Source organism: Nonomuraea longicatena (genome assembly GCF_039525605.1).
Taxonomy (GTDB): domain Bacteria; phylum Actinomycetota; class Actinomycetes; order Streptosporangiales; family Streptosporangiaceae; genus Nonomuraea; species Nonomuraea longicatena.
The window spans coordinates 179,793-202,953 of the sequence record NZ_BAAAHQ010000021.1 but is presented as its reverse complement, the minus strand read 5'-3'; the positions used below and the strand labels follow the sequence as shown (position 1 = coordinate 202,953).

Annotated in this window: 25 protein-coding genes; 15 read left to right on the top strand and 10 right to left on the bottom strand. The window is 70.5% G+C overall.

Annotated features, from left to right (window positions below):
• Positions 1-132: 132 nt before the first annotated feature.
• From ABD120_RS20630 to ABD120_RS20620, 3 genes are all read right to left on the bottom strand, one after another.
• Complete coding sequence (locus tag ABD120_RS20630; RefSeq protein WP_343951579.1) at positions 133-651, bottom strand: DUF6879 family protein; 519 nt, start codon at positions 649-651, stop codon at positions 133-135.
• Positions 635-844 carry a hypothetical protein gene (locus ABD120_RS20625; RefSeq protein WP_343951578.1) on the bottom strand — a complete coding sequence of 70 codons (210 nt, stop codon included), beginning with the start codon at positions 842-844 and terminating at the stop codon, positions 635-637. Before ABD120_RS20625 ends, ABD120_RS20630 begins: the two co-directional genes overlap by 17 nt.
• Before the next feature lie 343 nt (positions 845-1,187).
• A complete protein-coding gene (locus tag ABD120_RS20620) occupies positions 1,188-2,174 on the bottom strand; it encodes an aldo/keto reductase (RefSeq protein WP_343951577.1) in 987 nt (328 codons plus the stop codon).
• Positions 2,175-2,315: 141 nt separating this feature from the next.
• Between ABD120_RS20620 and ABD120_RS20615 the strand changes: the two genes are divergently transcribed.
• From ABD120_RS20615 to ABD120_RS20605, 3 genes are all read left to right on the top strand, one after another.
• A complete protein-coding gene (locus ABD120_RS20615) occupies positions 2,316-3,206 on the top strand; it encodes a helix-turn-helix transcriptional regulator (protein ID WP_343951576.1) in 891 nt (296 codons plus the stop codon).
• Positions 3,207-3,444: 238 nt separating this feature from the next.
• Positions 3,445-3,852 (top strand): YciI family protein, encoded by a 408-nt coding sequence (locus ABD120_RS20610; protein ID WP_343951575.1) that lies wholly within the window; start codon positions 3,445-3,447, stop codon positions 3,850-3,852.
• A gap of 6 nt (positions 3,853-3,858) precedes the next feature.
• A complete protein-coding gene (locus ABD120_RS20605; protein WP_343951574.1) occupies positions 3,859-5,004 on the top strand; it encodes an RNA polymerase sigma factor in 1,146 nt (381 codons plus the stop codon).
• On the opposite strand, the gene ABD120_RS20600 is transcribed toward ABD120_RS20605, so the two are convergent.
• A complete protein-coding gene (locus ABD120_RS20600) occupies positions 4,993-5,592 on the bottom strand; it encodes a TetR/AcrR family transcriptional regulator (RefSeq protein ID WP_343951573.1) in 600 nt (199 codons plus the stop codon). The genes ABD120_RS20605 and ABD120_RS20600 overlap by 12 nt on opposite strands.
• Positions 5,593-5,730: 138 nt before the next feature.
• On the opposite strand from ABD120_RS20600, the gene ABD120_RS20595 reads away from it, so the two are divergent.
• On the top strand, positions 5,731-6,852 hold the full coding sequence (locus ABD120_RS20595) for an agmatine deiminase family protein (protein ID WP_343951572.1): 1,122 nt from the start codon (positions 5,731-5,733) through the stop codon (positions 6,850-6,852).
• A gap of 16 nt (positions 6,853-6,868) precedes the next feature.
• Here ABD120_RS20595 and ABD120_RS20590 read toward each other — a convergent pair whose 3' ends face one another.
• Positions 6,869-7,855, bottom strand: a complete 987-nt coding sequence (locus ABD120_RS20590; protein ID WP_343951571.1) for an NAD(P)-dependent alcohol dehydrogenase — start codon at positions 7,853-7,855, stop codon at positions 6,869-6,871.
• 182 nt (positions 7,856-8,037) lie between these two features.
• On the opposite strand from ABD120_RS20590, the gene ABD120_RS20585 reads away from it, so the two are divergent.
• Complete coding sequence (locus ABD120_RS20585) at positions 8,038-8,280, top strand: DUF2306 domain-containing protein (protein WP_343951570.1); 243 nt, start codon at positions 8,038-8,040, stop codon at positions 8,278-8,280.
• Here the strand turns inward: ABD120_RS20585 and ABD120_RS20580 are convergent.
• Both ABD120_RS20580 and ABD120_RS20575 read right to left on the bottom strand, forming a co-directional pair.
• Positions 8,270-8,926 (bottom strand): response regulator, encoded by a 657-nt coding sequence (locus tag ABD120_RS20580; protein ID WP_343951569.1) that lies wholly within the window; start codon positions 8,924-8,926, stop codon positions 8,270-8,272. The genes ABD120_RS20585 and ABD120_RS20580 overlap by 11 nt on opposite strands.
• Positions 8,923-10,056 (bottom strand): sensor histidine kinase, encoded by a 1,134-nt coding sequence (locus ABD120_RS20575; RefSeq protein WP_343951568.1) that lies wholly within the window; start codon positions 10,054-10,056, stop codon positions 8,923-8,925. Before ABD120_RS20575 ends, ABD120_RS20580 begins: the two co-directional genes overlap by 4 nt.
• Before the next feature lie 151 nt (positions 10,057-10,207).
• Here ABD120_RS20575 and ABD120_RS20570 point away from each other — a divergent pair, with 151 nt between their 5' ends.
• The 8 genes from ABD120_RS20570 to ABD120_RS20535 all read left to right on the top strand — a co-directional run bounded on the left by ABD120_RS20570 (position 10,208) and on the right by ABD120_RS20535 (position 18,076).
• The gene (locus ABD120_RS20570; RefSeq protein ID WP_343951567.1) at positions 10,208-10,852 is read left to right on the top strand and encodes a HEAT repeat domain-containing protein; all 645 of its coding nucleotides are present in this window, start codon (positions 10,208-10,210) and stop codon (positions 10,850-10,852) included.
• Between the two features lie 6 nt (positions 10,853-10,858).
• Entirely contained in the window at positions 10,859-11,863 is a 1,005-nt protein-coding gene (locus ABD120_RS20565; RefSeq protein WP_343951566.1) for a HEAT repeat domain-containing protein, read from the top strand.
• Between the two features lie 82 nt (positions 11,864-11,945).
• Positions 11,946-12,365, top strand: coding sequence for a hypothetical protein (locus tag ABD120_RS20560; protein WP_343951565.1), 420 nt, complete (start codon positions 11,946-11,948; stop codon positions 12,363-12,365).
• A gap of 184 nt (positions 12,366-12,549) precedes the next feature.
• Positions 12,550-13,731 carry a Gfo/Idh/MocA family protein gene (locus ABD120_RS20555; protein ID WP_343951564.1) on the top strand — a complete coding sequence of 394 codons (1,182 nt, stop codon included), beginning with the start codon at positions 12,550-12,552 and terminating at the stop codon, positions 13,729-13,731.
• Positions 13,732-13,771: 40 nt separating this feature from the next.
• A complete protein-coding gene (locus ABD120_RS20550; RefSeq protein WP_343951563.1) occupies positions 13,772-14,584 on the top strand; it encodes an SDR family NAD(P)-dependent oxidoreductase in 813 nt (270 codons plus the stop codon).
• A gap of 129 nt (positions 14,585-14,713) precedes the next feature.
• Positions 14,714-15,775 carry a glycosyltransferase family 4 protein gene (locus ABD120_RS20545; RefSeq protein ID WP_343951562.1) on the top strand — a complete coding sequence of 354 codons (1,062 nt, stop codon included), beginning with the start codon at positions 14,714-14,716 and terminating at the stop codon, positions 15,773-15,775.
• Positions 15,772-16,683 (top strand): EamA family transporter, encoded by a 912-nt coding sequence (locus tag ABD120_RS20540; protein ID WP_343951561.1) that lies wholly within the window; start codon positions 15,772-15,774, stop codon positions 16,681-16,683. The genes ABD120_RS20545 and ABD120_RS20540 overlap by 4 nt, the downstream gene beginning before the upstream one ends.
• A 37-nt stretch (positions 16,684-16,720) precedes the next feature.
• Positions 16,721-18,076, top strand: a complete 1,356-nt coding sequence (locus ABD120_RS20535) for a hypothetical protein (protein ID WP_343951560.1) — start codon at positions 16,721-16,723, stop codon at positions 18,074-18,076.
• A 50-nt stretch (positions 18,077-18,126) separates the two neighbouring features.
• Here ABD120_RS20535 and ABD120_RS20530 read toward each other — a convergent pair whose 3' ends face one another.
• On the bottom strand, positions 18,127-20,373 hold the full coding sequence (locus tag ABD120_RS20530) for a phospholipase D-like domain-containing protein (protein WP_343951559.1): 2,247 nt from the start codon (positions 20,371-20,373) through the stop codon (positions 18,127-18,129).
• A 118-nt stretch (positions 20,374-20,491) separates the two neighbouring features.
• Between ABD120_RS20530 and ABD120_RS20525 the strand changes: the two genes are divergently transcribed.
• The gene (locus ABD120_RS20525) at positions 20,492-21,676 is read left to right on the top strand and encodes an ROK family transcriptional regulator (RefSeq protein ID WP_343951558.1); all 1,185 of its coding nucleotides are present in this window, start codon (positions 20,492-20,494) and stop codon (positions 21,674-21,676) included.
• A gap of 132 nt (positions 21,677-21,808) precedes the next feature.
• On the top strand, positions 21,809-22,063 hold the full coding sequence (locus tag ABD120_RS20520) for a hypothetical protein (protein ID WP_343951557.1): 255 nt from the start codon (positions 21,809-21,811) through the stop codon (positions 22,061-22,063).
• 39 nt (positions 22,064-22,102) lie between these two features.
• Here the strand turns inward: ABD120_RS20520 and ABD120_RS20515 are convergent, their stop codons facing one another.
• Together ABD120_RS20515 and ABD120_RS20510 are read right to left on the bottom strand one after the other, a co-directional pair.
• Entirely contained in the window at positions 22,103-22,426 is a 324-nt protein-coding gene (locus tag ABD120_RS20515) for an STAS domain-containing protein (protein ID WP_343951556.1), read from the bottom strand.
• 101 nt (positions 22,427-22,527) lie between these two features.
• Positions 22,528-23,103, bottom strand: coding sequence for a DUF5994 family protein (locus tag ABD120_RS20510; RefSeq protein ID WP_343951555.1), 576 nt, complete (start codon positions 23,101-23,103; stop codon positions 22,528-22,530).
• Positions 23,104-23,161 lie beyond the last annotated feature (58 nt).

Here is a 23,161-nt window from a genome sequence, read left to right as displayed (position 1 = left end):
TGCTGATCTTGCTTTGCGACATGTTGCACAGCCGCGCAAGCCGGACTCCCGTGAGTCCGGCTTGTCGACGGAGGCTCTTAAGCGCCGTCGCCAGTTCTTGCTTTGATCGCCCTAACTGGTCGAGATCTAGCGTCACCTGTGTTCTTTCAAGTATTGCTCGAATGGGATGGCGGCCTCCATGGCGATCCTTTTCCATTCGTGATACGGCTCGACATCGGTTTCGATGAGCTCTCGATTGATCTGGGTGCCGTCGGATCTGAAGTTCAGATGTACGACAGCCGAACCGTCGAGCATCCACCAGTCCCGGTCGAGTGGAATGCCGAGGTCGCGATCGGTGATGTCGAGAACGCGGATGTGTTCTCCCGCCTCGATGTTGCCCGGGATACTCCAGGCGAACTGATACTGCTGGTACTCGGTGAGTGGATGCCGTATCACGCGGACGCGTCCGATGGTCCTACCTGCTCGCACGTAGCCCGCCACACGCTTCCGCCATGCTGCATTATGATCTGCGGGCCTGGGCTCGCCGCGACGGAAACGGGCGATCCGCTCTGCTTCGGCGGGCATAGTGTAAGTAGGCTGAGTCTCCAGCCGGAAGGCGTCATGTTTGAACGAGTCGAAGAGAGACTGCCAGGCGTCACCATCCAAGAGCACGAAAAGCCTCCCGGAGCGTGCGCTCTGGAATCTCGACCGCGAGTTCTCCCGCCGGAACTTTTAGCTGCGTGAATCCTGCTCCCTGGACGATGAATGTCCCCCTCTCGGTTCGGTAGACGTTAGGACAGTCGTTGTCGTCGCAGTCGTCCGAGCCGTTGCCGGTGAGTCGAATCCATTCGGGCTTTTCGGTCATCGAATCCCCTCCCGTCGTTGAGTCGGATACGTGCCTTCTTGACCGTAGGAGCAGGATCTTATGTGGTCAACCCAAAGACGAGAATATTCCTGTACTGGAATAACGGCGCGATATTGCGCAGCCGGTCCGGTGGCTGCGGAACAGCTTCTCGGAACCCTGGAAGGACACCTGACCGACGCGCGTGGGAGCGTCTTGCGCGAGGAGCAAGACGTCCAGTGCCGCCGCGCGCCGACTGCGTCGGCCGACCCAATGGGCGAGCGCCGACCTGCGAGGGCTTCCAACTTGGCTGAACCCATCGTGGCCGTCGGAACCCATGTGCCGCCCTCCGGCGAGGGCGGGCGGATCATCGGTCGAGCAGTGACAGGTGGTGCTGGTTGTAGCGCTCTCCCTGGACGCCGATCCGTTCGGCCAGGTGGTCGAGGTCGGTCAGGTCGTCGGCCGAGAGTGCGAGCCGGGTGGCGGCGGTGTTCTCCCGCACGCGGCTCAGGCGGCGGGTGCCGGGGATCGGGACGATCCGGGGGTGCTGGGCCAGTAGCCAGGCGAGCGCGACCTGCCCCGGGGTGGCGTTCCTGGTGTGCGCCAGCGCGGCGATGTGGTCCACCAATGCCTGGTTGGCCGTACGGTTGCCGGCGGTGAAGCGGGGGATGGTGGCGCGGATGTCGCCGTCGGCGAAGGACGTGGCAGCGTCCACCGATCCGGTCAGGAACCCCTTGCCGAGCGGGCTGAAGGGCACGAACCCGATGCCCAGCGCCGCGCACGTGGGCAGTACGTCGGTCTCGGGGTCGCGGGTCCAGAGCGAGTACTCGCTCTGGACGGCGGTGACCGGGTGGACCGCGTGCGCGCGGCCGATGGTGGACGCGCTCGCCTCCGACAGCCCGAAGTGGCCGACCTTGCCGGCGGCGACGAGTTCGCCGACGGTGCCCGCGACCTCCTCGATGGGCACCTGAGGGTCGACGCGGTGCTGGTAGAACAGGTCGATCCGGTCGACCCCGAGCCGCCGCAGCGAGGCGTCGGCGACGGCGCGGATGTGCTCGGGGCGGCTGTCGAGCCCCGCGACCGCCCCGTTCTCGATGCGGAAGCCGAACTTGGTGGCGATCGTCACCTGCTCCCGGACCGGGGCCAGCGCCTCGCCCAGGAGCTCCTCGTTGACATAGGGTCCGTACACCTCGGCGGTGTCGAAGAAGGTGACCCCGAGTTCCACCGCGCCACGCACCACGCCGACCATGTCGGTACGGTCACCGGGATTGGGGCCGTAACCCTGCGACATCCCCATCACGCCCAATCCGACGGCCGAGACCCGCAGATCACGACCGAGTGTCCGCACATGCACGATTTCCTCCTGAGGTTTCCTCGACCAGGGCGAACGGCCGGTCTTCACCCTGCCGCGCGGACTCAGCCGGTGACAGGCCGAGCGGTTCAGGGGTAATGCCAGGGCCCCTCAGCGAACGCTCGTTCAAGGGACACTGGGGGCATGGCATCTGCGCACCTCTCCGACCCCACCGGCCCGGAACTGGGCCGTTTCCTGCGCGCCCGCCGTACTCAGACCCGGCCTGAACAGGTCGGGCTGCCGGTCGGCGTCGGACGGCGGCGCACGCCGGGACTGCGTCGTGAGGAACTGGCCACCCTGGCCGGGATCAGCATCGACTACTACGTGCGCCTGGAACGCGGCAAGGAGACCCGCCCCAGCCCCGCCGTCATCGACGCCCTGGCCCGCGCCCTGCGGCTGGACGAGCGCGAGTACCGGCACCTGCGCGAACTGGCGGCCCTCGCCGCGCGCTACGCCCCCGAGCCTCCGCCGCCGCCCAGCCGTACCGTGCGTCCTCATCTGGCCCTGCTGGTGCAGACCCTGCGGCCCCACCCGGCCTACATCATCAGCCGCAGCATGGACGTCCTGGCCGGCAACCCCGGGGCCCTGGCCCTGTTCGCCGGACTGGAGGACTGGCCCGCAACCCAGCGCAACCTGGCCCGCTACCTGTTTCTGCACCCGGCCGCCCGCACCCTGTTCCCTGACTGGGACGTCCAGGTCCGAGGCTGCGTCGCCCGGCTGCGCGCCCAGGCCGGGATCGCCCCCGACGCCCCCGACCTGAGCGGCCTGGTCGGCGAACTTCTCCTGAAAAGTCCTGACTTCGCCCGGCTTTGGGAACGTTACGAGGTCACCGGCCTCAAGCCCTCTCTCAAGACCTTCCATCATCCCGTCGTCGGCACCGTCACCTTCCAGACCCAGTCCATGGACCTGGAAGGCACCCCCGGCCGGCGGCTCGGCGTCTATCTCACCGACCCCGGCACCCCCGACCACGACGCGGCGCTGCTGCTGGACATGACGGCACCCTCCGCGTCCACACCCACCGCCGCGCGGCGGTGAGCGAGTGGACCTCCCGCTCCCGGACGGCGCGGCGATCCGACGAGCGGGCCACGACGAGGACGGGCGGGCCACGACGAGCGAGGAGGCCGCCCGCCAGAAGGTCGAGCTCGTGGGCCCAGCGCGGCCGTCCTGGAGATTTCGCCGGAAAACTTCGCGGGGGTATGTCGAGAATCGGGGCGCGGCTCCGTCCCCGCAGCGGACACGGCCACAATGGGTCGTACGGCACAAGGAGAACACCATGGCCAAGTACCTGCTTCTGAAGCACTATCGAGGCGCGCCCGCAGCGGTCAACGACGTGCCGATGGACCAGTGGACGCCGGCGGAGATCTCGGCCCACGTGCAGTACATGCGGGATTTCGCCGCCCGGCTGGAGGACAGCGGCGAGTTCGTCGACAGCCAGGCGCTCTCCCCGGAGGGCATGTTCGTCCGCTTCGACGGTGAGGGCCGGCCGCCGGTCACCGACGGTCCGTTCGCGGAGACGAAGGACCTGATCGCCGGCTGGATGGTGATCGACGTCGAGACCCATGAGCGGGCGCTGGAGCTGGCGGGCGAGTTGTCCGCGGCTCCGGGTGCGGGTGGCAAGCCGATCCACGAGTGGCTTGAGGTGCGCCCGTTCCTGGCCGCGCCCCCGACCATCACGGAGTGACACGCGGTGGACGAGGCGTTGCTGCGAACCCTCACCCCTGAGGTGATCGGGGTCCTCGTCCGCAGGGGAGCGGACTTCGCGGGGGCCGAGGACGCCGTGCAGGACGCTCTGGTCGAGGCCGTGCGCGGGTGGCGGGAGGACCCGCCGAGGGATCCCAAGGGCTGGCTGGTCACCGTGGCCTGGCGCAAGTTCCTCGACGCCGCCCGCGCCCACGCCGCCCGGCGGCACCGCGAGGTGCTCGTCGAGGGCGAGCCGGTGCCCGGCCCCGGCGAGGAGGCGGACGACACGCTGCGGTTGTTCTTCCTGTGCGCCCACCCGTCGCTGACGCCGGCCTCGGCCGTCGCGCTGACGCTGCGCGCGGTCGGCGGCCTGACCACGCGGCAGATCGCCCGGGCCTACCTCGTGCCGGAGGCGACCATGGCCCAGCGCATCAGCAGGGCCAAGCGAACCGTCTCGTCCGTCCGTCTCGACCGGCCCGGTGACGTGGCCACCGTGCTGCGGGTGCTCTATCTGATCTTCAACGAGGGGTACTCCGGCGACGTCGATCTGGCCCACGAGGCGATCCGGCTGACGCGCGAGTTGGCCGCCAAGACCAGCCACGAGGAGGTCGCGGGCCTGCTCGCGCTCATGCTGCTCCATCACGCGCGGCGCCCGGCCCGGACCGGCTCGGGCGGCAGGCTGGTGCCGCTCGCCGAGCAGGACCGAGGCCGGTGGGACACCCGCCTGATCGCCGAGGGCGTTGAGGTCCTCCAGACGGCCCTGGCCCGCGACCGCCTGGGCGAGTACCAGGCCCAGGCGGCCGTCGCGGCGCTCCACGCCGACGCCCGGACGGCCGAGGAGACCGACTGGGTGCAGATCGTCGAGTGGTACGACGAAGTGGTGCGCCTCACCGGCAACCCGGTGGCCCGTCTCAACCGGGCCGTCGCGCTCGGCGAGGCCGACGGCCCGAGGGCGGGTCTGGCCGCCTTGGCGGAGCTCGACCCCGCCCTTCCGCGCCACACGGCCGCCGCGGCCTACCTGCACGAGCGTGACGGCGATCCGGTCACCGCGGCACGCCTGTACGCCGAGGCCGCCCGATCGGCGCCCAACCTGCCCGAACGCGACCATCTCACGCGACAGGCCGCACGGCTCAACGCGCGACTACGCGGGTGAGCGGAGCGGCCGGGGTGCGCCGAGTTCGGCGACCAACGCCCCCGACACCAGTTCGCGGGCACGTCCCAGACTCATCGAGCCGCTGAGCCAGCGTTCGCTCACTCCTTCGACCAGGGCGCTGAGCCGTTCGGCGACATCGACGGGGTGGGCCTCGGCGTCGGCCAGCCCGGCCGCCTGCGCCTGCCGTACCAGGTCGGCGAGGTCGTCGATCCAGCGCTGCGTCGAGGCGCTCAGCGGCTCGCGCAGGTCGGGGTCGAAGACCGCGCTGGCCCGCAGTTCTCCCCAGGCCACGCTGTTCTCCCGGACTTCCGGAAGGTCCTGCAGTTCCAGCAGCAGGAGGAGTTCGAGCCGCTCCCGAGGGTCCTTTCCGACCTCCAGCGCCTCGTCGGTGTAGCGGTCGGCCCGCTCGCTGACGAACTCCAGTGTCCTGCGCATGAGGCCGGCGCGGTCGCCGAAGTGGTAGTAGATCAACGCGGTGGACACCCCGGCCTCGGCGGACAGCTGCTCCACCCGCAGGCCCCGCACGCCGCTGGCGGCGATGACTCGTACGGCCGCTTCCAGGATCACCTGCTGGCGGTTGGACGACATGGCACCTCGCGTCACGGGGGGTCGGGTGGTTTGACTGGAACTTCAGTCAAGCCCGTACTTTAGCAATCGGTTGTCCTGGATACCCAGGTCAGTGGGCTAAGCTCGATCCTGACGAAAATTTCAGTCAGGGAGTTCACCATGCGGATTTCGCGACGTCGGACGATCCAGTCGGCCGTCATGGCCGCCGTCGGCAGCGCGCTGGGCGCCTGCGGCACATCCCCGGAGCGCACCAGCGTGTCGACCGCCGAGGCCACGAAGGAAGCCCGGTGGCTGATGCCGGAGGAGACCCACCCCCACCGGCTGACCCTCATGTCGTGGCCGACCGCGCTGGTCTGGGAGTCGGACACCGCCGGAGTGCGCCGCGACATCGCCGGCATCGCCCGCGCGGTCGCGGACTTCGAGCCGGTGGTGCTGCTCGCCAACCCCGGGGACGTCAAAGCCGCGCGGCGGGCCTGCGGCTCCCAGGTCGACGTCGTCCCGGTCCCCGTGGACGACCTGTGGATGCGCGACACCGGGCCTGCCTTCGTGCTCGACGGCCAGAAGATCGCGGGAGTCGACTTCAATTTCAACGGCTGGGGCGGCAAGCAGGCGCACTCGCGTGACGAGAACGTCGCCCGTGAGATCCTGACCATGGAACGCATCCCCAGGATCCAGGCGCCGATCGTCGCCGAAGGCGGCTCCCTGGAGGTGGACGGCGTGGGCACGCTGATGGCCACCGAGAGTTCCCTGATCAACGACAACCGCAATCCCGGCAAGACCCGCGCCGACATCGAGCGCGCCCTCCGGGAGACCGTCGGCGCGACCACGTTCATCTGGGTCAAGGGCGTCAAGGGCAAGGACATCACCGACTACCACATCGACGCACTGGCCCGCTTCAGCGAGCCGGGCGTCGTGGTGATCAGCACTCCGCCCGAGGACGCTCCGCAGGACGTCTGGACCGCCGCCCACGATCAGGCGCGAAAGGTCCTGGACACCGCCGTGGACGCCCGGGGCAAGCGGCTCGACCTGGTCGAGTTGCCGGAACCCGTCGACGTCGGCCGCCGGGGCGAGGGCTTCCTGGCCACCTACGTCAACTACTACGTGGTCAACGGCGGAGTCCTCCTGCCCCGGTTCGGCGACAAGAAGGCCGACAGGGACGCCGTCGCCATCGTCCGCGACCTCTACCCCGGGCGCGAGGTCGTCCAGGTGTCCGTCGACACCCTCGGCGAGGGCGGCGGCGGCATCCACTGCGCGACGCAGCAGTTGCCCAAGCGGGCCTGACCTCCGAAGCGGCAGCTCAGACGGAGATGACGACCTTGCCGGGGACGTGGCCCCCTTCCAGGTAGGCGATCGCCCGGGGAATCTCCGCGAAAGGGTAGGTGCGGTCGATGATCGGGACAACGCGTTCGTCGTTCAGGAACCCGCTCAGCGTCCGCAGGTTCGCTTTGGGATCGGGGCACGCGAGGGCGTCGGCCACCGAGATCCGATGGCCGGCGAAGCGGGAGACCGCCAGGGCGGACAGTACCCGGCCCATGGGCTGTATCCAGCGACCGGGCGGGCCGCCGACCACCACGTAGGCCCCCTTGGGACGGAGCGTACGGCGGGCGACGGAGACCGGCCGGCTTCCGGCGATGTCCACGAACAGGTCGTAGCGCCGGGTCTCACGGGTGAAGTCCTGGGTGGTGTAGTCGATGACCTTGGCCGCGCCGAGGGAATGGACCAGGTCCACGTTCCGGGCGCTGCAGACGCCGGTGACCTCGGCGCCGAGGGCGCGGGCGAGTTGCACGGCGAACGTGCCGACCCCGCCGGACGCGCCGTTGACGAGAACACGCTGGCCGGGCAGGATCTGCCCCTCGTCGCGCAGGGCGAGGAGGGCGGTGTTGGCCGCCATGGGAACCGAGGCGGCCTCCTCGTACGAGAGGTTCTCCGGCTTCGGGGCGAGGCGGGATTCGCGGACGCAGACGTATTCGGCGAAGCCGCCGCCGTCGATGACGGCGAAGACGTCGTCGCCAGGACGGAACTCCGTGACATCTCCGCCGACGGCCTCGACCCGGCCGGAGACGTCCGCGCCCAGGACGGTGACCTTGGGGGTGCGGAGGGCGAGGCCGCCGGGCAGCAGCCGGGCCAGGTACGGCTCGCCGCGCATGTTGTGCCAGTCGTACGGATTGACCGAGCAGGCCCGCACCCGGATCAGGACCTCGTCGTCGCGAGGAACGGGGACGGGGATCTCGGTGAGCGTCAGAACCTCGGGTGGTCCGTACGAGCGTGAGACGAACGCCTTCATCGCCAGCTCCTCATGCGAGTCGACATGGTGGCCTGAAGGTTAAGAAACGCGGCCAGACCAGCGGATCAGCCGAAAGTACGCCTGATCCCCGGATGATCGGCTGAGCTGATTCGGGCCGTTCGAGCGATGAGCGGGCATGGGCGAAGCAGCCACGATCCCCTCATGACCGGTTCGGCACGGCGATGGCGGCCTCCCTCGTGCTCGGCTTCGCCGCCGTCCGGCGGCGAGATTTCCGCCGCCACCGTGCCTGGACGATGCGCGCCTACGCGATCGGCGTGGCCGCAGGTACCCAGGCGTTCACCCAGCTCCCCTGGATGCTCCTTGTCGGCCCCCTCGACGAGACCCCCAGAGCCCTGCTCGTGGCCCCCGGATGGGTCATCAACCTCGCCGTGGCCGAGTGGATCATCCGCAGACCTAGGTCCTGACGCGATGGGTCTCGTACGCCCACATGGCGATCTCCACCCGGTTCCGGGCGCCGAGCTTGGCCATCAGGCTGGCGATGTGGGTCTTGACGGTGCTGAGCGAGATGTGAAGTTCATCGGCGATCTCACTGTTCGTACGCCCCCGGGCCACCGTGAGGAGAATCTGCTCCTCACGCTCGGTGAGCGCCTCGATGGGACGGACCGGCGGTGCGGCAGGCCCGGCGTGCGCGAAGGCGGTGAGCAGGCGGGCGGTGACGCTCGGCGCGATGAGGGCGTCCCCGGCCGCCGCAGTGTGAACGGCCTGGGAGAGCAACGCGGCGCCGGCGTTCTTCAGCAGGAACCCCCGGGCTCCCGCGCGCAGTGCCGCGTAGACGTACTCGTCGAGGTCGAAGGTGGTGATGACCACGACCGCGAGCGGGTTCTCGACGGTGGGCCCGGCGAGCATCCGGGTCGCCTCGATGCCGTTGAGGACGGGCATCCGGATGTCGAACAGGCACACATCCGGTCGCAGCCGCCGGGCGAGTTCGACTGCGCGCCGCCCGTCGGCGGCATCGCCGACCACCTCGATGTCCGGCTGCGCGTCGAGGATCATCACCAGTCCGGTGCGGACGATCTCCTGGTCGTCGGCGACCAGCACCCGGACGCTCATCGGGCCACTCCGGTACGCGGCAGCACGGCGGTGACACTCCATCCCCGGCCGGGATCGGGGCCCGCCACGCAGGTCCCGCCGAGGAGATCGGCCCGTTCGATCATGCCGATGATCCCGTAACCGGGTGTCCCGTTGGGGCGGACGGGATCGCCGTCATCACTCACGGACAAACGGACCGACGTGTCGTCCGCGCTGACCCGGACCCGGACCCGGCTGGCGTGCCGCGCGTGGCGCCGGGCGTTGGTGACCGACTCCTGGGCGAGGCGGCAGATCGCGGCCTCGACGGACGGCGGGAGGCCGGCGGTGTCGCCCTCGATCTCCACGTGGACGGACGGACCGGACTGTCCCGGGCTTTCGAGCTGGGGGAGATCGGCGATGCTCCGCCCGGGAGCCAGGTCCGCGGGCGCAGTCCGGCGGAGGACGTGCACCATGGCCCGCATCTCGGCGAGCGCCTGGGCCGCCTCGGCCTCGATCAGCTCCAACGCCTCGATGGCGGCGGCCGGTCGCGACGCCGCCGTGGCCAAGCCCGCCTGCGCCCGGATCGCCATCGCCGAGACGTGATGGGCGACGGTGTCATGCAGGTCGCGGGCCAGTTGCTCCCGTTCGAGCAGTTTGACCTGGTCGAGCTCCCGCGTCCGTGCCCTCGTCCGGTACCGGAACGCCGCTCCTGCGGCGATCACCGAGCACACGACGGCGAAGGCGGCGGCGGTGTCGGCGGGGCCGGGATAGTCCACAACCGTGGAGAACACGGTCTTGCCCAGGATGATCGCCGACCCGATGACCGCCTCCCGCCCGGACCCCCATCGGAACAGCGCGTACGGCAGGAGAAGCAGATAGACCATGGTGGGGGACTCGGGCGAGTCGCCGCCCGCCAGCGCCTGGACCACACCCGACACGCCGAACGCGATCACGACCATCAGCAGCGGCCGGGTGCGGCGCCACAGCAAGGTGGGCACCAGCCCGACGGCGAGGCTCACCGAGACAACCCGTAGGGGCAGGTCCGGCCGTACGACTCCGTCGAGCAACGCGACCGGCAGCAGCACCCCCACGAGCACCCAGTCTCGCCACACCCGCCGAGGCGCGTCGGGGGAGCGGGGCTCGGACCACACGGAGCGAAGAAGGCCGTGCACGAAGTCATAGTACGAGAACCCCGCCACCCACGATCAGCCCGAAGCACACGACATTCCGAGCCGGTTACGCATCTCGTTCACCCGCCCCTCGCGGCGGCTTGACCTTGACACGGTGACAAGGTCTTCACTGTGGCCGAGGAGGTGGGCTCCGATGACCACGCAGAAGGCTTTCCAGGGGTTGGAGGACAGCCGCTCGTCAGTGCGGCTGCGGGCGGCGATGGCGGTCGGCACGACCCCCGACCCGAGGTTCGTCGACAAGCTCGTCGAGCGGTGCGCGATCGAACCCGAATTCCACGTCCGCGATATGCTGACGTGGGCACTCACCCGCCACTCAGCGGCGACGACGGTCCCGAAGCTGCTCCGGGAACTCCGATCGGAGCGCGCCCAGGCGCGAAGCCAGGCACTGCACACGCTGTCCAAGATCGGAGATCGGACGGCGTGGCCGGCGATCACCCGGGCGCTTCTGACCGACCCCGACGACGAGGTGGCGCGGAGCGCCTGGCGGGCGGCGGTCGTGCTCGTGCCCGACGGTGCGGAGCCCGAGTTGGCCGAGGTGCTGTCGACCCAGTTCGGGCGCGGGGAACGGGAGACGCAGCTGAGCCTCAGCCGGGCGCTCGCGGCGCTCGGCGAGGTGATCGTGCCCAGGCTGCGCGCCGCGATGACGGATCTCGACCCGCGCGTGCGCGCGCACGCGCTCGCCACGGAACGGTTGTTGCGCGACCCGGACGCCGGATTCGAGTTCGCGATCGAGGAGGCCAAGCGGGTCGTGGCCCTCGGCGGCGGCAAGGAGGAGTGATGAGCGGTGTTGATCGGTGATGTGGCACGACGTTCCGGCGTCAGTACCCGCATGCTCCGGCACTACGACTCCCTCGGCCTGATGCGGCCGACGGGCCGTACCGGCGCGGGTTATCGCGAGTACTCGGACGAGGACATCCGGCGGATCTTCCACATCGAAAGCCTGCGGTCGCTGGGGCTGTCGCTGAGTGAGGTCAGACGCGCGCTCGACGATCCCGAGTTCACGCCCTCGAAGCTCGTGGACGACCTCATCCGCCAGACTCGCGAACGCATCGCGGCCGAGACGGAACTGCTCACGCGCCTGCGCCGGGTCGGTGCCGTGGAACCCGCCGGATGGCAGGACGTCCTGCAGATCGTCGCACTCCTGCGGGCGCTGGGGTCGAAGAGCGCCGGCAAGCGCCAGCGTGCGGCCCTGTCCTCGGCCGAAGAGGTTCCGATGCCGGTGGAAGCACTGGTCGAGGCGGCGCTGAGCGAGACGGACCCCCACGTCGCCGGTGCCCTTCGCTGGGCTTTGGCGCAGTCGGGCGACGACGCCCTGGCGTTGCTGGCGGAGGGCCTCGGCGCACCGGCGGCCGAGGTGCGCGAGCGTGCCGTCCGGTCCATCGCCGAGTTCTCGGACGGCGGGGCGACCGTACTGCTGCGGGACGCTCTCGCGAACCCCGACGTCGTGGTGCGCAGGCATGCCGCTCTGGCCCTCGGGGCACGTGGCGTGGCCGAGGCGATCCCGACGCTCATCGACATCGTCGTCGAGGGGACGAACGACGTCGATGCGGCCGACGCCCTGGGCGCGCTGGCGGATCGTCCCGCGTCGGCGGAGCGGATCGCCGGCGGGCTCGTCGATCGCCTCGCCCGCAGTGGTGTCGAACCGGCCGTACGCCTACGGCTGACACAGGCGCTCGCGGACATCCCGGGAACCACGGCATCACGAGCCCTCGCGGATCTGTCCCATGACGAAGACCGCGCCGTCGCACTCACCGCGACCTACCTTCTCGGTCTCCGCGACGCACGATGACGGTGCTGGAGCATGGCGCTCGGCCCCGCTGACTGAGATGCTGGCCTGACACCGAGCACGCCTCCCGGCGAGGGGAAACGCTGTGCGTCACCTCATCGACACCGCGTTGCTGAAAGTCATCGGGTGGGCCAACCTGGCGGTTTTCAAGGTCTCCAGGGGAGGTGTCCGGTTCTACAGCTTCGGCGGTGTGCCGGGCCTGTTCCTCACCGTCACCGCACCGGCCGCGCCCATCGGGGAGGACCTGTCGGTGTCCTGCTTTCCCGACGGGGACGATCACATCGTGCTGGCCGCGGCGTCCGACACCAGACTCCTGGACCTGCTGCGCACCGCCACCGCCGTGACGTTCTCCGACTCGGAGATTCCCGTCGACTGCGTCATGCTGACCGACACCGAACGGGCCGTCCAGCTCAGGCGGATCCGCAAGCGGCTCTCCCTCCCTCAACGCCACGAGGTGACGGAGCATCGCCTGCTTCCCGTCGCCAGGCTGAGTCCCCGCCTGTAGTCGCTGCGCCGGGCATCCGTACGGCGGGCAAAGTCCCACTCGCGCGCGGACGAGTCTACTTGTGCGCGAATTCGCTTCAAGTCTTGTCTTTCCATGCATTATTGGGCATCTTGATCACAACGGCACCACAGTGTGGTGCGGGGAGCACAGCACGACGACTCATCGTGATGGAGAGCCCGAAAGCATGGATGATCTCCGAATCGCTGCCATCGGCCTCGGACAGAGGCGCAGCCTCGCCGTCGCCGTCCACCGTGAGCCAGGTCTTGGGGCGCGCGTCACCGCCGTCTGCGACCTGGATGAGACCACCGTCCGCAAAGAGGCCGACTTCTTCGGCGTGACCGCCGCCGAGACCGACTACCGCCGCCTGCTGGACCGCGACGACGTGGACGCGGTGCTGGTGGCCACCCCCGACCACACCCACGCCCGGGTGGCGATCGACGCGCTGAGCGCCGGCAAGGCCGTCTACCTGGAGAAACCCATGGCGACGACGGTCGAGGACGCCGACGCCGTACTGCGCGCCGCCCGGCAGTCGGGCGCCCGCCTGTACGTCGGGCACAACATGCGCCACATGGAAGTCGTCCGCCTGATGCGCCGCCTCGTACAGGAAGGCCAGATCGGCACCCCGAAGGCGGTGTGGATCCGCCACTTCGTGGGCCACGGCGGCGACTACTTCTTCAAGGACTGGCACGCGGAGCGGTCCAAGGTGAACAGCCTGCTGCTGCAGAAGGCGTCCCACGACCTCGACGCCATGCACTGGATCGTCGGCGGCGCCACCGAGGAGGTACAGGCGATGGGCGGCCTGACCGTCTACGGCGGCCTGCCGAGACGCGCGGCCGGGGCGCCCAAGCCGGAGAACTGGCTGAGCGAGGAGCACTGGCCGCCGTCGAGTCAGCGCGACCTCAACCCGGTGATCGACGTCGAGGACCTGGCGCTGCTCAACCTGCGCCTGGACAACGGGGTGCTGGCCGCCTACCAGCAGTGCCACTACACCCCCGACTACTGGCGCTCCTTCACGGTGATCGGCGACGCCGGGCGGCTGGAGAACTTCGGCGACGCGCCGGGCGGCACGGTCCGGGTGTGGAACGCGAGCCGGCGCGACTACGACCCGGGCGGGGACGCGGAGTTCCGGATCCCCGGTCCGATCGGCGGGCACGGCGGGGCGGACGCGAAGGTGATCGAGGAATTCGTCCGGTTCGTCCGTGAGGGCGGGGCCACCGACACCTCACCGGTGGCCGCGCGCACGGCCGTGGCCGCCGGTGACCTGGCCACCCGCTCGCTCCGGGACGGCGGCGCCGTCCTGCGCGTGCCCGAACTGGACGGATCACTACGGTCCTACTTCGAGAACGGCCAGGTGGAAGCGGCATGAGCGGGGTGCGGTGCTCCTTCGGGAACAGGCAGGTGGCGGCGTGACCGGGCGGCAGGATCGGTTCGATCTGAGCGGGCGGGTGGCGCTGGTGACCGGCGCGGCCGGTGGCGTCGGACGGGTGACCGTACGGCGGCTGGCGGCCTCGGGCGCGGCGGTGGCGGTCACCGACGTCGAGGAGAAGGGCGCGCAGGACCTCGCCGCGGAGATCACCGCCGACGGCGGCCGGGCGATCGGCTTACGGCTGGACGTCACCAGCGCCGACAGCGTGTCCGAGGGCTTCGCCTCGGCCGAAAGGCAGTTGGGCGGCCCGGTGGATGTGCTGGTCAACAACGCCATCGTGGCCTGCCCGGTGCCGCCCCGCTTCCACGAGGCGCCGGAGTCGCTCTGGGACACCGATCTCGACGTGATCGTCAAGGGTGCGGTGCGGTGCGCGCAGACGGCGCTGCCCGCCATGATGGCCCGTGGCGACGGCGTGATCGTGAACGTCGTCTCGGTGAACGCCGTCGCCTTCTTCGGCCATCCCTCCTACAGCGCGGCCAAGGCGGCGATCGTGTCGCTGACCCGCTCACTGGCCGTGGAGTACGGCGGTTACGGCATCCGCGCGAACGCGGTGAGCCCCGGGACGATCCGGACCCCGGCGTGGGACGAGCAGATCGCCAAGAACCCGGCCACCTTCGACGCGCTCAAGCAGTGGTACCCGCTGGGCCGGATCGGGGAGCCGGACGACGTCGCCGCGTCGATCTGCTTCCTGGCCTCCGACAGCGCCGCCTGGATCAGCGGATCGGTCCTGACCGTGGACGGCGCGCTCACCGCGGGCAACGCCGTGATGGCCCGCTCCGTCGAAGGCAGCTGACCGACCGAAGGAGGTGGCGCGTCGGCGGGACGCGCCACCCCCTCAGCCGCGAAACAGCCTGAAAATCCCGAAACAGCACGAAGAAGAACGAATTTTCATGAACAGCCCGTCAGGAAAGGACGCAAACGCATGCGCGTCATGCATCTGGTGCAGTGTGGACCCACGACAGGAGGTACGGTCAGCCACGTCGCCACCCAGGTGACCCACCAGATCGCCCTCGGCCTCACGGTCGCCGTGGTGGCCGGGAGCGACGGCGTCCTGACCGAGCACTGCCGCAGGGCGGGTGCCGACGTCTTCGTCGACCCGACCCTGCTGCCGGTGGCGGCCGACGGGCGGCCCGCCGACCTGGTGGAAACGGGCAGGGCCTGGCGGCCGGACCTGATTCACGCCCATCTGATGCACGCCGGCTTCAGAGGCGGGGAACTGGCCGAGGCGACCGGGACGCCGCTGCTGTACACGCAGCACATGTTCCAGCCGGTGGACCCGTTCCTCCAGGCCGCGCTGGCCACGGGCGCCGGCTTCCCGGTCATCGCCGTCGCCGAGTTCGCCCAGCGGGCCATCGGCAAGTTCCTCGGCGACGCGGGCCGCGTCCACCATGTCCCGAACGGCGTGGACGTCCCCGCCCCGTCGGGGTTCCGGCTGGAGCCGGGCGCCGGACCGCAGGTGCTGTACTGCGGCCGGCTGTCGCCGGAGAAGGGCGCGGACGTCGCGGTCCTCGCCTTCGAGCTCATCCTCGGCCAGTCACCCGGCGCGAAACTGCACATCGTGGGTACGGGCCCCGACGAGACCCTGCTCCGCAGGCTGGTCCACGCCCTCGGGATCGCCGAGCACGTGCGCTTCTACGGCAGCGTGTCCGGCGCCCTGACCGGGGAGATCGGCGCGGACGTGCTCCTGGCCTCGTCCAGAGGCGACGCGGCCAGCCTCGTCGTCCTGGAGGCGATGGCGTCGGGGATCCCGATCGTGTCGACGACGGTGGGCGGCATCCCGGAGCTGGTCAGGCACGGGATCGACGGCCTGCTGGTCGCGCCGGACAACCCGCACGCGCTGGCGCGGGCCGCGCTGAGCGTACTGACGGGGGAGGACCGGGGCGCGGCCTTGGCCGCCGGCGCCCGTGAACGGCACGCGGAGCTGTTCACGGCCGCGCGGATGGTCGAGCGCACCCGCGACGTCTACGAAATCGTCGCGCGGTGAACCGACGGCGGTTGATCTGGCAGTCCGCCGCGCTGGTCGTCCTGCTGGCCTCGACCTGGCTGGTCGTGCAGGCGTCCTTGGAGGGGGCGAGCACCGGGATCGTGTCGGCCGGCCGTACCGCGTTCACCGTCCTGGGACTGCTGGCGCTCACCTGGTGGTCGCCCGCCGGGCCCGCGCCACCGGCGGCGAAGAGCACGGCCTACCGGTGGTGGCAGGTCGCGCTGCTGGCGCTGACCGGCGTGACGGCGTACACGGTGCTCTCGACGGTCGCGATCAGCCTCGCCGGGCCGGTGCTGCCGTCGCTGGCCCTCTCGCTCACGCCGGCCGTGGTGCTGATCGCCGAGAGCGTCATGCTGCGCACCCGGCCCCCGGCCCGCACCGTCGTGGGGACCGTGGTCGCGGTCGCCGGCGCCGCGATCTACACGATCCCCCGGCTGGCGGGGACGCTGGGCACCGACGTGGCGCTCGGCTCCCTGGTCGCGCTCGCGGCGATGTTCTCCATGGCCTTCTACGGCATCTACTTCAGCCGGACCAACCGCGGCCACCAGGGGCCGATGGCGCCGCGCATCCTGCCGATCTTCGCGGTGGGGACGGTCCCCCTCGCCGCGTGGGCGGCGGCGGACCTCGCCTCGGGCGAGCGGGTCGGTTGGACGGCGCTGGGCCTGCTGGTCCTGCTCGGCGTCGTCATCTACGTGCCCGTCTACCTTCTCCAGCACCGCATCCTGCTGACCGGCGGGCCGTCCTACTCCGCGCTGCTCGGCCTGGCCGTACCGCCGCTGGTGGGGGTCAGTTCCGCGCTGTTGCAACTCGCGGGCACGCCCTCGCCGGTGCAACTCGCCGGGATGGCGCTCACTCTGGCAGGGATGGCACTCGTCATCAGGGGCAAGTTCGCCCGGCAGCAAGGCTGATCGTTTCTGTCGGTCATGCCACGTACGCTGCCGTGGCATGACCGCCCCCTCAGCCCGGCCCGACCTTCCTGACTACCGGGCGAAGCTCGGTTCGGCCTCTCCCGCGCGCGCCTGGAAGGCGGCCCGCGCACTCGTCCTCGACGGCCGTGAAGACGCCCTCGCGCTGGCCGCCGAGTTCGCGGAGATCGCCGAGCCGTCCACCGACAAACTGCTCAGACTCTGGCCGGACGCGCCCGACCCGGACGGGTTCGCCGAACTGCTGCTGAGTCCCGCGTTCCTGCGCGAGGGCCGCACCGCGCTGGAGCTGCGCCGTCGCGAGAAGCTCACCGGAGTGCGGCACCTGACCATGCTGCGGACCCTGCGCCTGGACCACTGCAAGCATCTGACGGACCTGTCCGAGCTCGCCGCGCTGACCGGGTTGTTCCGCCTTGAGCTGGACGGCTGCGCGGCCGTCACCGACCTCACCCCGTTGTCGGGTCTGCCCGTGCTGAAGACGCTCATTCTCCGCAGCAGCCGGGCCCTTACCGACGCCACCCCGTTGCTCACCCTGCGTACCCTGCGCCATCTCGACCTGCGCAGCAGCGGCGTGACCAGCGTGGAAGGGTTCGGCGAGGCTTTCCCCCACCTGGAAAACCTCGACCTCGACCACTGCCGGGCGATCGAGGACATCCTGCCCCTGTCGGGACTGCGGCGCCTGACCAAGCTGGAACTTTCCGGCACCAAGATCCGGTCCATCGCCGGGCTGCGCGACCTGGGCTCCGTCACCGACTTGAGCATGCACTGCGCCCGCCTGACCAGTCTCGACGGCATCGGGGCCATGACCGGGCTGCGGCGGTTGTGGCTCAGCGGCTGCACGAAGCTCACCAGCCTCGACGGGCTCGGCCACCACCCCCACCTGACCAACCTCGGCCTGCCGAACGCGCGCATCCCGGACCTGCGCCCCCTGTCCCGCCTGCCCGCCCTCACCACGCTCAACATCGACGAGTGGCAGGGGCTGACCTCACTGGACGGGCTGGAAGACCACCCCTCGCTCGCCGAGATCAGCCTGACCTACGCCCAGGACCTGCGCGACTTCTCCGCCCTGGCCCGCATGCCCGCCCTGCGTGAGCTCACCCTCCAGGGTCTCCACCAGCTCACCGACCTGGCCCCGTTCGCCGGGTTGCAGCGGCTTGAGGAGCTTGTCGTGGCCTACGACGGCCAGCTGCGAACCCTCGGCGACCCCGGAAACCTGCCCGAACTGCGCGTCCTGGAACTCATCGGCTGTAGCGTCCTGGCCGACCTGGGGACGCTCATCGAACTGCCCTCCCTCAAGGAGGTGAGGGTGCATGAATGCCCAGCGCTCCCTCCCGACGTCATCGCCGCCCTGGACGCCCGGGGCCTGCTCCCTGACTGAAGGAGGCAACGCCCCGACCCGCAACGGGCCGGGGCGCGGCTGTTCAGGTCCTAGTACGCGGTGTTGGTGAACCCGGTGCGGGCCACGATGTCGGCGTAGTTGTTGACGTCGAAATCCTCGGTGTAGAAGAAGGTGAAGTCCGACGGCCCCGCCGCCAGTGCGGTGCCGAACTGGTTGCCGGTGGTGTTGGGGTTCATCCGTACGACGGGGAAGCGTCCCGTGGTGCCGCCGTCGGCGTTGAAGCCCCGGGCGTAGACCTCGTGGGAGCGGCTCTCGTTCCAGATGTCGGACTCGGTCCAGCCCACGAGGAAGCGGCCGGACTCGTCCACGGCGATCGACGGAGTGCCCTGGACCGCGCATTTCGTCAGGTCGCACAGGGGCGGGTACTCGTAGGTCGCGTCGGCGTTCGGACCCGGACCGTTCACGCCGAGGGCGACGGGCCGCTCGGTGAAGCGCTGCGCGAGCGACGGGGTGAAGCCGCGCATCCGTACCCGCCACCGGTTGTCCAGGTTGTCGCTCCAGGCCACGACGCTGTCCCCGGCGCCCGTGACGGCCACGGCGGGGGCGAGGTGCTGAGTGGCGGCGTTGGTGTTCAGCCGCGTACGGCCCGCGAGGGTCGCGCCGGTGGCCGACAGCCGCATGCCGTACACGTGGGGGGCGTCCTGCCAGGCCACGGTGGCCGCGCCGGAGGAGTCGACGCCGACGTCCGGCCGGTCGCCCGCGCCTACCTGGACCGGCCCGAAGGTGCGGGAGGTCAGCGAGGCGTAACCGGCGGCGCGCACGGTGGCCGTGGTGGCGTCCTCCCAGACGACGGTGAACGCGCCGGCGGCGGTCACGGCGATCCTGGGCCGGGTCTGGTCGCCGCGCCATTCGGGGTCGTTGGCCCAGATGGCGGAGCTGAGCGCGCCGGAGGGCGAGAGCCTGCGGACGGCGATGTTGTGCTCGTTCCGGCAGTCGGCGTCCTCGGACCAGGCGACGTAGGCGTTGCCGGAGGAGTCGACGCCGACCGAGGGCTGCTGGTGGTTCCAGCCGCTCGCGCAGCCGACGCCGCCCATGGACACCTTCACCGGGCCGGTCACCGGCGCGCCGTCGCGGTAGATGCGCGCGTAGATCTCCTTCGCGCTCTCCCAGGCCACAGCGGTGTACCCGCCGCGTACGGCGGCCGCGCGGGGCGAGCGCTGGTCCTGCGGACCGTTGGCCGTCATCTGCAGCGCGGCGGCCGGATAGGCCGCTGGGACGATCTTGATGAGCTCTTCGCGCATGTCGCGGAAGTCGGCGTCGTAGGCGTTCCAGACCGCCTCGTCCTTCACCTGCACGATGGAGTCGTCGGCCCTGGTCAGCGAGCCGTTGTTGAGGTTGTGCGAGCCGGTGAAGACCAGCTTCCCGGTGGCCGCGCTGTCGATGAGCATGATCTTGGAGTGGATGGTGTCCAGCTCGCATTTACCGGCGAGCGGGTAGTGACAGCCGCCCGGCCGGTAGCTGAAACTGACGATGCCCCGGGCGGCCAGGAGCTTGCCCGTCGCGGTGGTCTGGTTGCCCTCCGGCACGATCACCTCGACCGTGCAACCGGCCGCCTTCTTGTCGCCCAGTGCCTTGATGAGGTCCAGGCGCTCGTCGCTGAACTGGGAGTGCGCGACGCGGATGGTGCCGGGGCAGTCTGTGTTCCGTACCGCCGCGAGCAGCGGGTCGTCGGTACGGGGCGTCATCCAGACGGTGACCTTGCCGGAGGTGGAGGTGAACGGCGTGGTCCAGGTGTGGGCGCGCTGGGAGGCCAGCGTGTCGAAGACGGCGCGGTAACCGTTCGCCAGCCCGGGGTCGCCGGAGCTGATCAGCATGTTCTGGTGTGCGGTGTGCTTGTTGTCGTAGTTCTGGGAGCTCTGCATGACCACGTCGGTGCGGCCGTCCGCCAGTTGGCTGAAGACGGCGAACTTGTGGTGCATGATGTCGGCGTTCGCCGCGCTGTTGCAGCCCTGATGACAGAGTACGACCCGGTCGGCGCCGAGTTCGGTCCTCAACTGGTCGAGCACCGGGCTGTGGTTGAGGTTCTCCGCGACCACGCGGACGTCCACATTGCGCTGGTTCTTTGCGTTGACCAGCGCGGTCTTGACGTCGGTGTCGCTCATGAGGAAGGTGGCCATGCGGATCGACGAGCCGGTGGCGGCCTGGCCGATCAGTTCAAGGGTGCGGGTCTTCAGGGAGTCGTCGTGGACGCCGGTGATGCTCGGGCGGGTGAAGTGGGCCTCCAGCTGTGGAGCGGAGGAGGAGGCGAGGAACAAGGCCAGGATGATCTTTAACATCGTCCGTCTCCGGATGCCGCAGGGCGGGGCCGTCACGGGGCCCCGGTGGGCTTGTGTGATCTTCGCGCCGTCCATTTATAGTGGATCCCACCATTAATCCGCGTCAAGAGGAGATCGGATGACGGCTGCCGTGACCGGAGGCGACCTCCACCGCCTGCGCCGCCTCAACGCCCTGTCGGTCATCGCCGCGCTCCGCGAGCACGGACCGGCGTCGCTCACCCAGATGGCCGAGCGGGCCGAGCGGGCCAGGGCGACCGTCAAGGACGTCGTCCGAGAGCTCATCGAGCAGGGCTGGGTGGCCGAGATGGAGCCCGCGGGCGGGGTGAAGGGCCGGCCCGCCCGCCGCTTCCGATTCCGCGCCGAGCGCGGCCGGGTGCTGGGGCTCGACGTGGGGGCGCACAAGGTCCTTGCGGCTCTGGCCGACCTCGACGGCACCGTCCTCCACCTGGCCCGCGAGGCGGTCACCCCCGCGATGAGCCGCGACGAACGCCTGGCCGCCGTCGACCGTACCGTCGCCGCCTGCCTGGCGGCCTCCGGCAGCGCGCCCGAGCAGGTCTGGGCGGCCGTCGCGGGCAGCACCGGCTATGTCGACCTCGACGGCGAGATCGTGATCTCACGCGCCATCGAGGACTGGGCCGGCGTGCCGCTGGCCGCCCATCTGGGCGGGCTGCTGCCGTGCCCGGTGCTGGTCGAGAACGACAGCCGCCTCGCCGCGCTCGCCGAATGCCGGCGCGGCGCCGCCCGCGACGCGCGCGACGTGGTCTTCCTCCATCTCGGACGGCGCGCGGGTGCCGCCGTCGTGCTCGACGGCGTGCCCCTGCGCGGTGGCGGCGGCGCGGCCGGCGAGATCGGCTTCCACCCGCTGTTCCGCCTGGGCGCCTCCAGCGAGGTGCTCTGCCCGCCGGGGGAGCAGGCCGCGGGCGACGTGGGCGCCGTCTTCGAGGCCGCGCGGCGCGGCGAGCCCTCGGCCAAGGGCGCGGTGCTCAGGTACGTCAAGGTCGTCGGGCTGGCCGCCGCGGCCATGGCCCTCACCGTCGACCCCGACCTGGTGGTCCTCGGCGGCGGCTTCTCCCGGTCGGCCGACGTGCTGCTCCCGCCGCTGCGGGCCGAACTGGAGGCCATGTGCCTGCGTACACCGGAGGTCCGGGCCTCGACGCTGGGGGACGAGTGCGTGGCGGTCGGCGCGGTGTGCCACGCGGTGGAGCACCTCAACGGCCTGCTGTTCAACCCCGAAACCGGCCCGATAACGGTGAACTCCACCAGAATGCTGGCCGCCATCGAGCGGGATCACCGCCTGCCGTAGGCCAGGCGAGGGTCTCCGTCGTGTGTCCGGCCGTCTCCCCTACGAGTGCGGGTCACACGTCCCAGGTGACGGGCAGGCTCCTGACGCCGTAGATGTCCGAGCTCTCGGGGCGCAGGACGACCTCTTCGGCCGGTGTTCGCCCGGCGCGAGCGCGACCCCGGGCGGCGCCGCGACGTCTACGTGGTCGACACCGAGGCCTGGTACCACTCGATCGTGGTCAGCTCGCGGCAGGCGCTGGAGGCGGCGGAGTTCGCGATCGCGGCGGCGCGGACGCCCGGGATCGACAGGTCCGCGGCGGAGCGGCTGGCCAGGGGCGGGGCCTTCATGGAGCGGATCACCCTGGACATGATCGAGTCGGCCGACCGCTGGCGCGCGCTTCTGACGTGAGGCCGCGCGGCGGATCCGTGGAATCGGCGCACACTGTGCTCACGCCACCATCGGCAGGCCGCGGTCCAGGCCGGTGATGTGCAGCAGCCGGGACATGAACGGGCGGGGCGCGGTCAGGGCCAGGGTGATGCCCATCGACCGGGCGCGGCGCTGGATGCCGACCAGAACGGCCAGGCCACCGGCGTCGCAGAACGACACCTGCGACAGATCGATGATGAGCAGGGTCGTGCTGTGCTCCAGTTCGTCGAGCAACTGCCGGCGCAATGCCGCGCTGGTGAAGATGTCGATCTCGCCGGACAGGTGGACGGTGGTCGGCTCGGACGGATCGGCCACGCCGAACGGCGCGGTGTCGATGACGGTCATGGAAGTCTCCCTTGCGGAGAAGCTGAAGTCAGGTGAGATGTCCCTCTGGCTGGACGACTGGCCCGCTCTCGCCGAGATCGGCGCGATCAGGCCGCTGGGCGTTACGTGGGTCGCCGGTGCCGCCGGGCGGCCTGCCGGCCGACCGGCCCGCACCCGCTTCCCCGGCGGGCCGTGCTGTCGGCCGTCGTCGGGTGCGCGGGATCGGACGGCAGGTGCGCCAGGGCGACGATGGCGTCGTCGGTCAGGTCGGCGGTGTCGCGGGCGGTGAGCTCCAGCGCGGCCTCGGCGGCGCCGAGCGCGGTGTCCGGCGGGATGATCAGCAGGGCGACCGGCTCGTCGGAGGCGAAGAACAGAACGATCACGTGGGGGTCGGCATGGCGGAACCATCCGATGCGGACCGTTCGCCCACGTGCCGGGATCCGGGACGGGATACGCGGCCACGCGTCCCGGTGCACGCCCACCATCAGGGTGGTCCGCTGCAGTCGCTGGTCGACCGCGGCGATGAGACCGGGTAGTTCGGCGGCCGCGTCACAGGAGTAGGGCCACCAGGCCCCGTTCACCAGGGCTCGCCGATCCGGCACCGGGTGAAGGCTGAGTCGCAGGGCCGAATCGGCTCGTGGCAGCGCGGAGGAGACGGAGCCGAGCGGTGCGCGTTGCGACAGAAGCGTCGGCGTCATGGTCGTCTGACCTGTCCAGCCCCTGAAGGCAGGGCCACGGTGAGTGGTTCGCCGGGGG

Bases quoted from the DNA above. Each gene is read 5' to 3' on its own strand.
- ABD120_RS20625 (WP_343951578.1), bottom strand. From the start codon at position 844: ATGACCGAAAAGCCCGAATGGATTCGACTCACCGGCAACGGCTCGGAC.
- ABD120_RS20615 (WP_343951576.1), top strand. From the start codon at position 2,316: ATGGCATCTGCGCACCTCTCCGACCCCACCGGCCCGGAACTGGGCCGT.
- ABD120_RS20610 (WP_343951575.1), top strand. From the start codon at position 3,445: ATGGCCAAGTACCTGCTTCTGAAGCACTATCGAGGCGCGCCCGCAGCG.
- ABD120_RS20600 (WP_343951573.1), bottom strand. From the start codon at position 5,592: ATGTCGTCCAACCGCCAGCAGGTGATCCTGGAAGCGGCCGTACGAGTC.
- ABD120_RS20595 (WP_343951572.1), top strand. From the start codon at position 5,731: ATGCGGATTTCGCGACGTCGGACGATCCAGTCGGCCGTCATGGCCGCC.
- ABD120_RS20590 (WP_343951571.1), bottom strand. From the start codon at position 7,855: ATGAAGGCGTTCGTCTCACGCTCGTACGGACCACCCGAGGTTCTGACG.
- ABD120_RS20585 (WP_343951570.1), top strand. From the start codon at position 8,038: ATGGCGGCCTCCCTCGTGCTCGGCTTCGCCGCCGTCCGGCGGCGAGAT.
- ABD120_RS20580 (WP_343951569.1), bottom strand. From the start codon at position 8,926: ATGAGCGTCCGGGTGCTGGTCGCCGACGACCAGGAGATCGTCCGCACC.
- ABD120_RS20570 (WP_343951567.1), top strand. From the start codon at position 10,208: ATGACCACGCAGAAGGCTTTCCAGGGGTTGGAGGACAGCCGCTCGTCA.
- ABD120_RS20555 (WP_343951564.1), top strand. From the start codon at position 12,550: ATGGATGATCTCCGAATCGCTGCCATCGGCCTCGGACAGAGGCGCAGC.
- ABD120_RS20545 (WP_343951562.1), top strand. From the start codon at position 14,714: ATGCGCGTCATGCATCTGGTGCAGTGTGGACCCACGACAGGAGGTACG.
- ABD120_RS20535 (WP_343951560.1), top strand. From the start codon at position 16,721: ATGACCGCCCCCTCAGCCCGGCCCGACCTTCCTGACTACCGGGCGAAG.
- ABD120_RS20530 (WP_343951559.1), bottom strand. From the start codon at position 20,373: ATGTTAAAGATCATCCTGGCCTTGTTCCTCGCCTCCTCCTCCGCTCCA.
- ABD120_RS20525 (WP_343951558.1), top strand. From the start codon at position 20,492: ATGACGGCTGCCGTGACCGGAGGCGACCTCCACCGCCTGCGCCGCCTC.
- ABD120_RS20515 (WP_343951556.1), bottom strand. From the start codon at position 22,426: ATGACCGTCATCGACACCGCGCCGTTCGGCGTGGCCGATCCGTCCGAG.
- ABD120_RS20510 (WP_343951555.1), bottom strand. From the start codon at position 23,103: ATGACGCCGACGCTTCTGTCGCAACGCGCACCGCTCGGCTCCGTCTCC.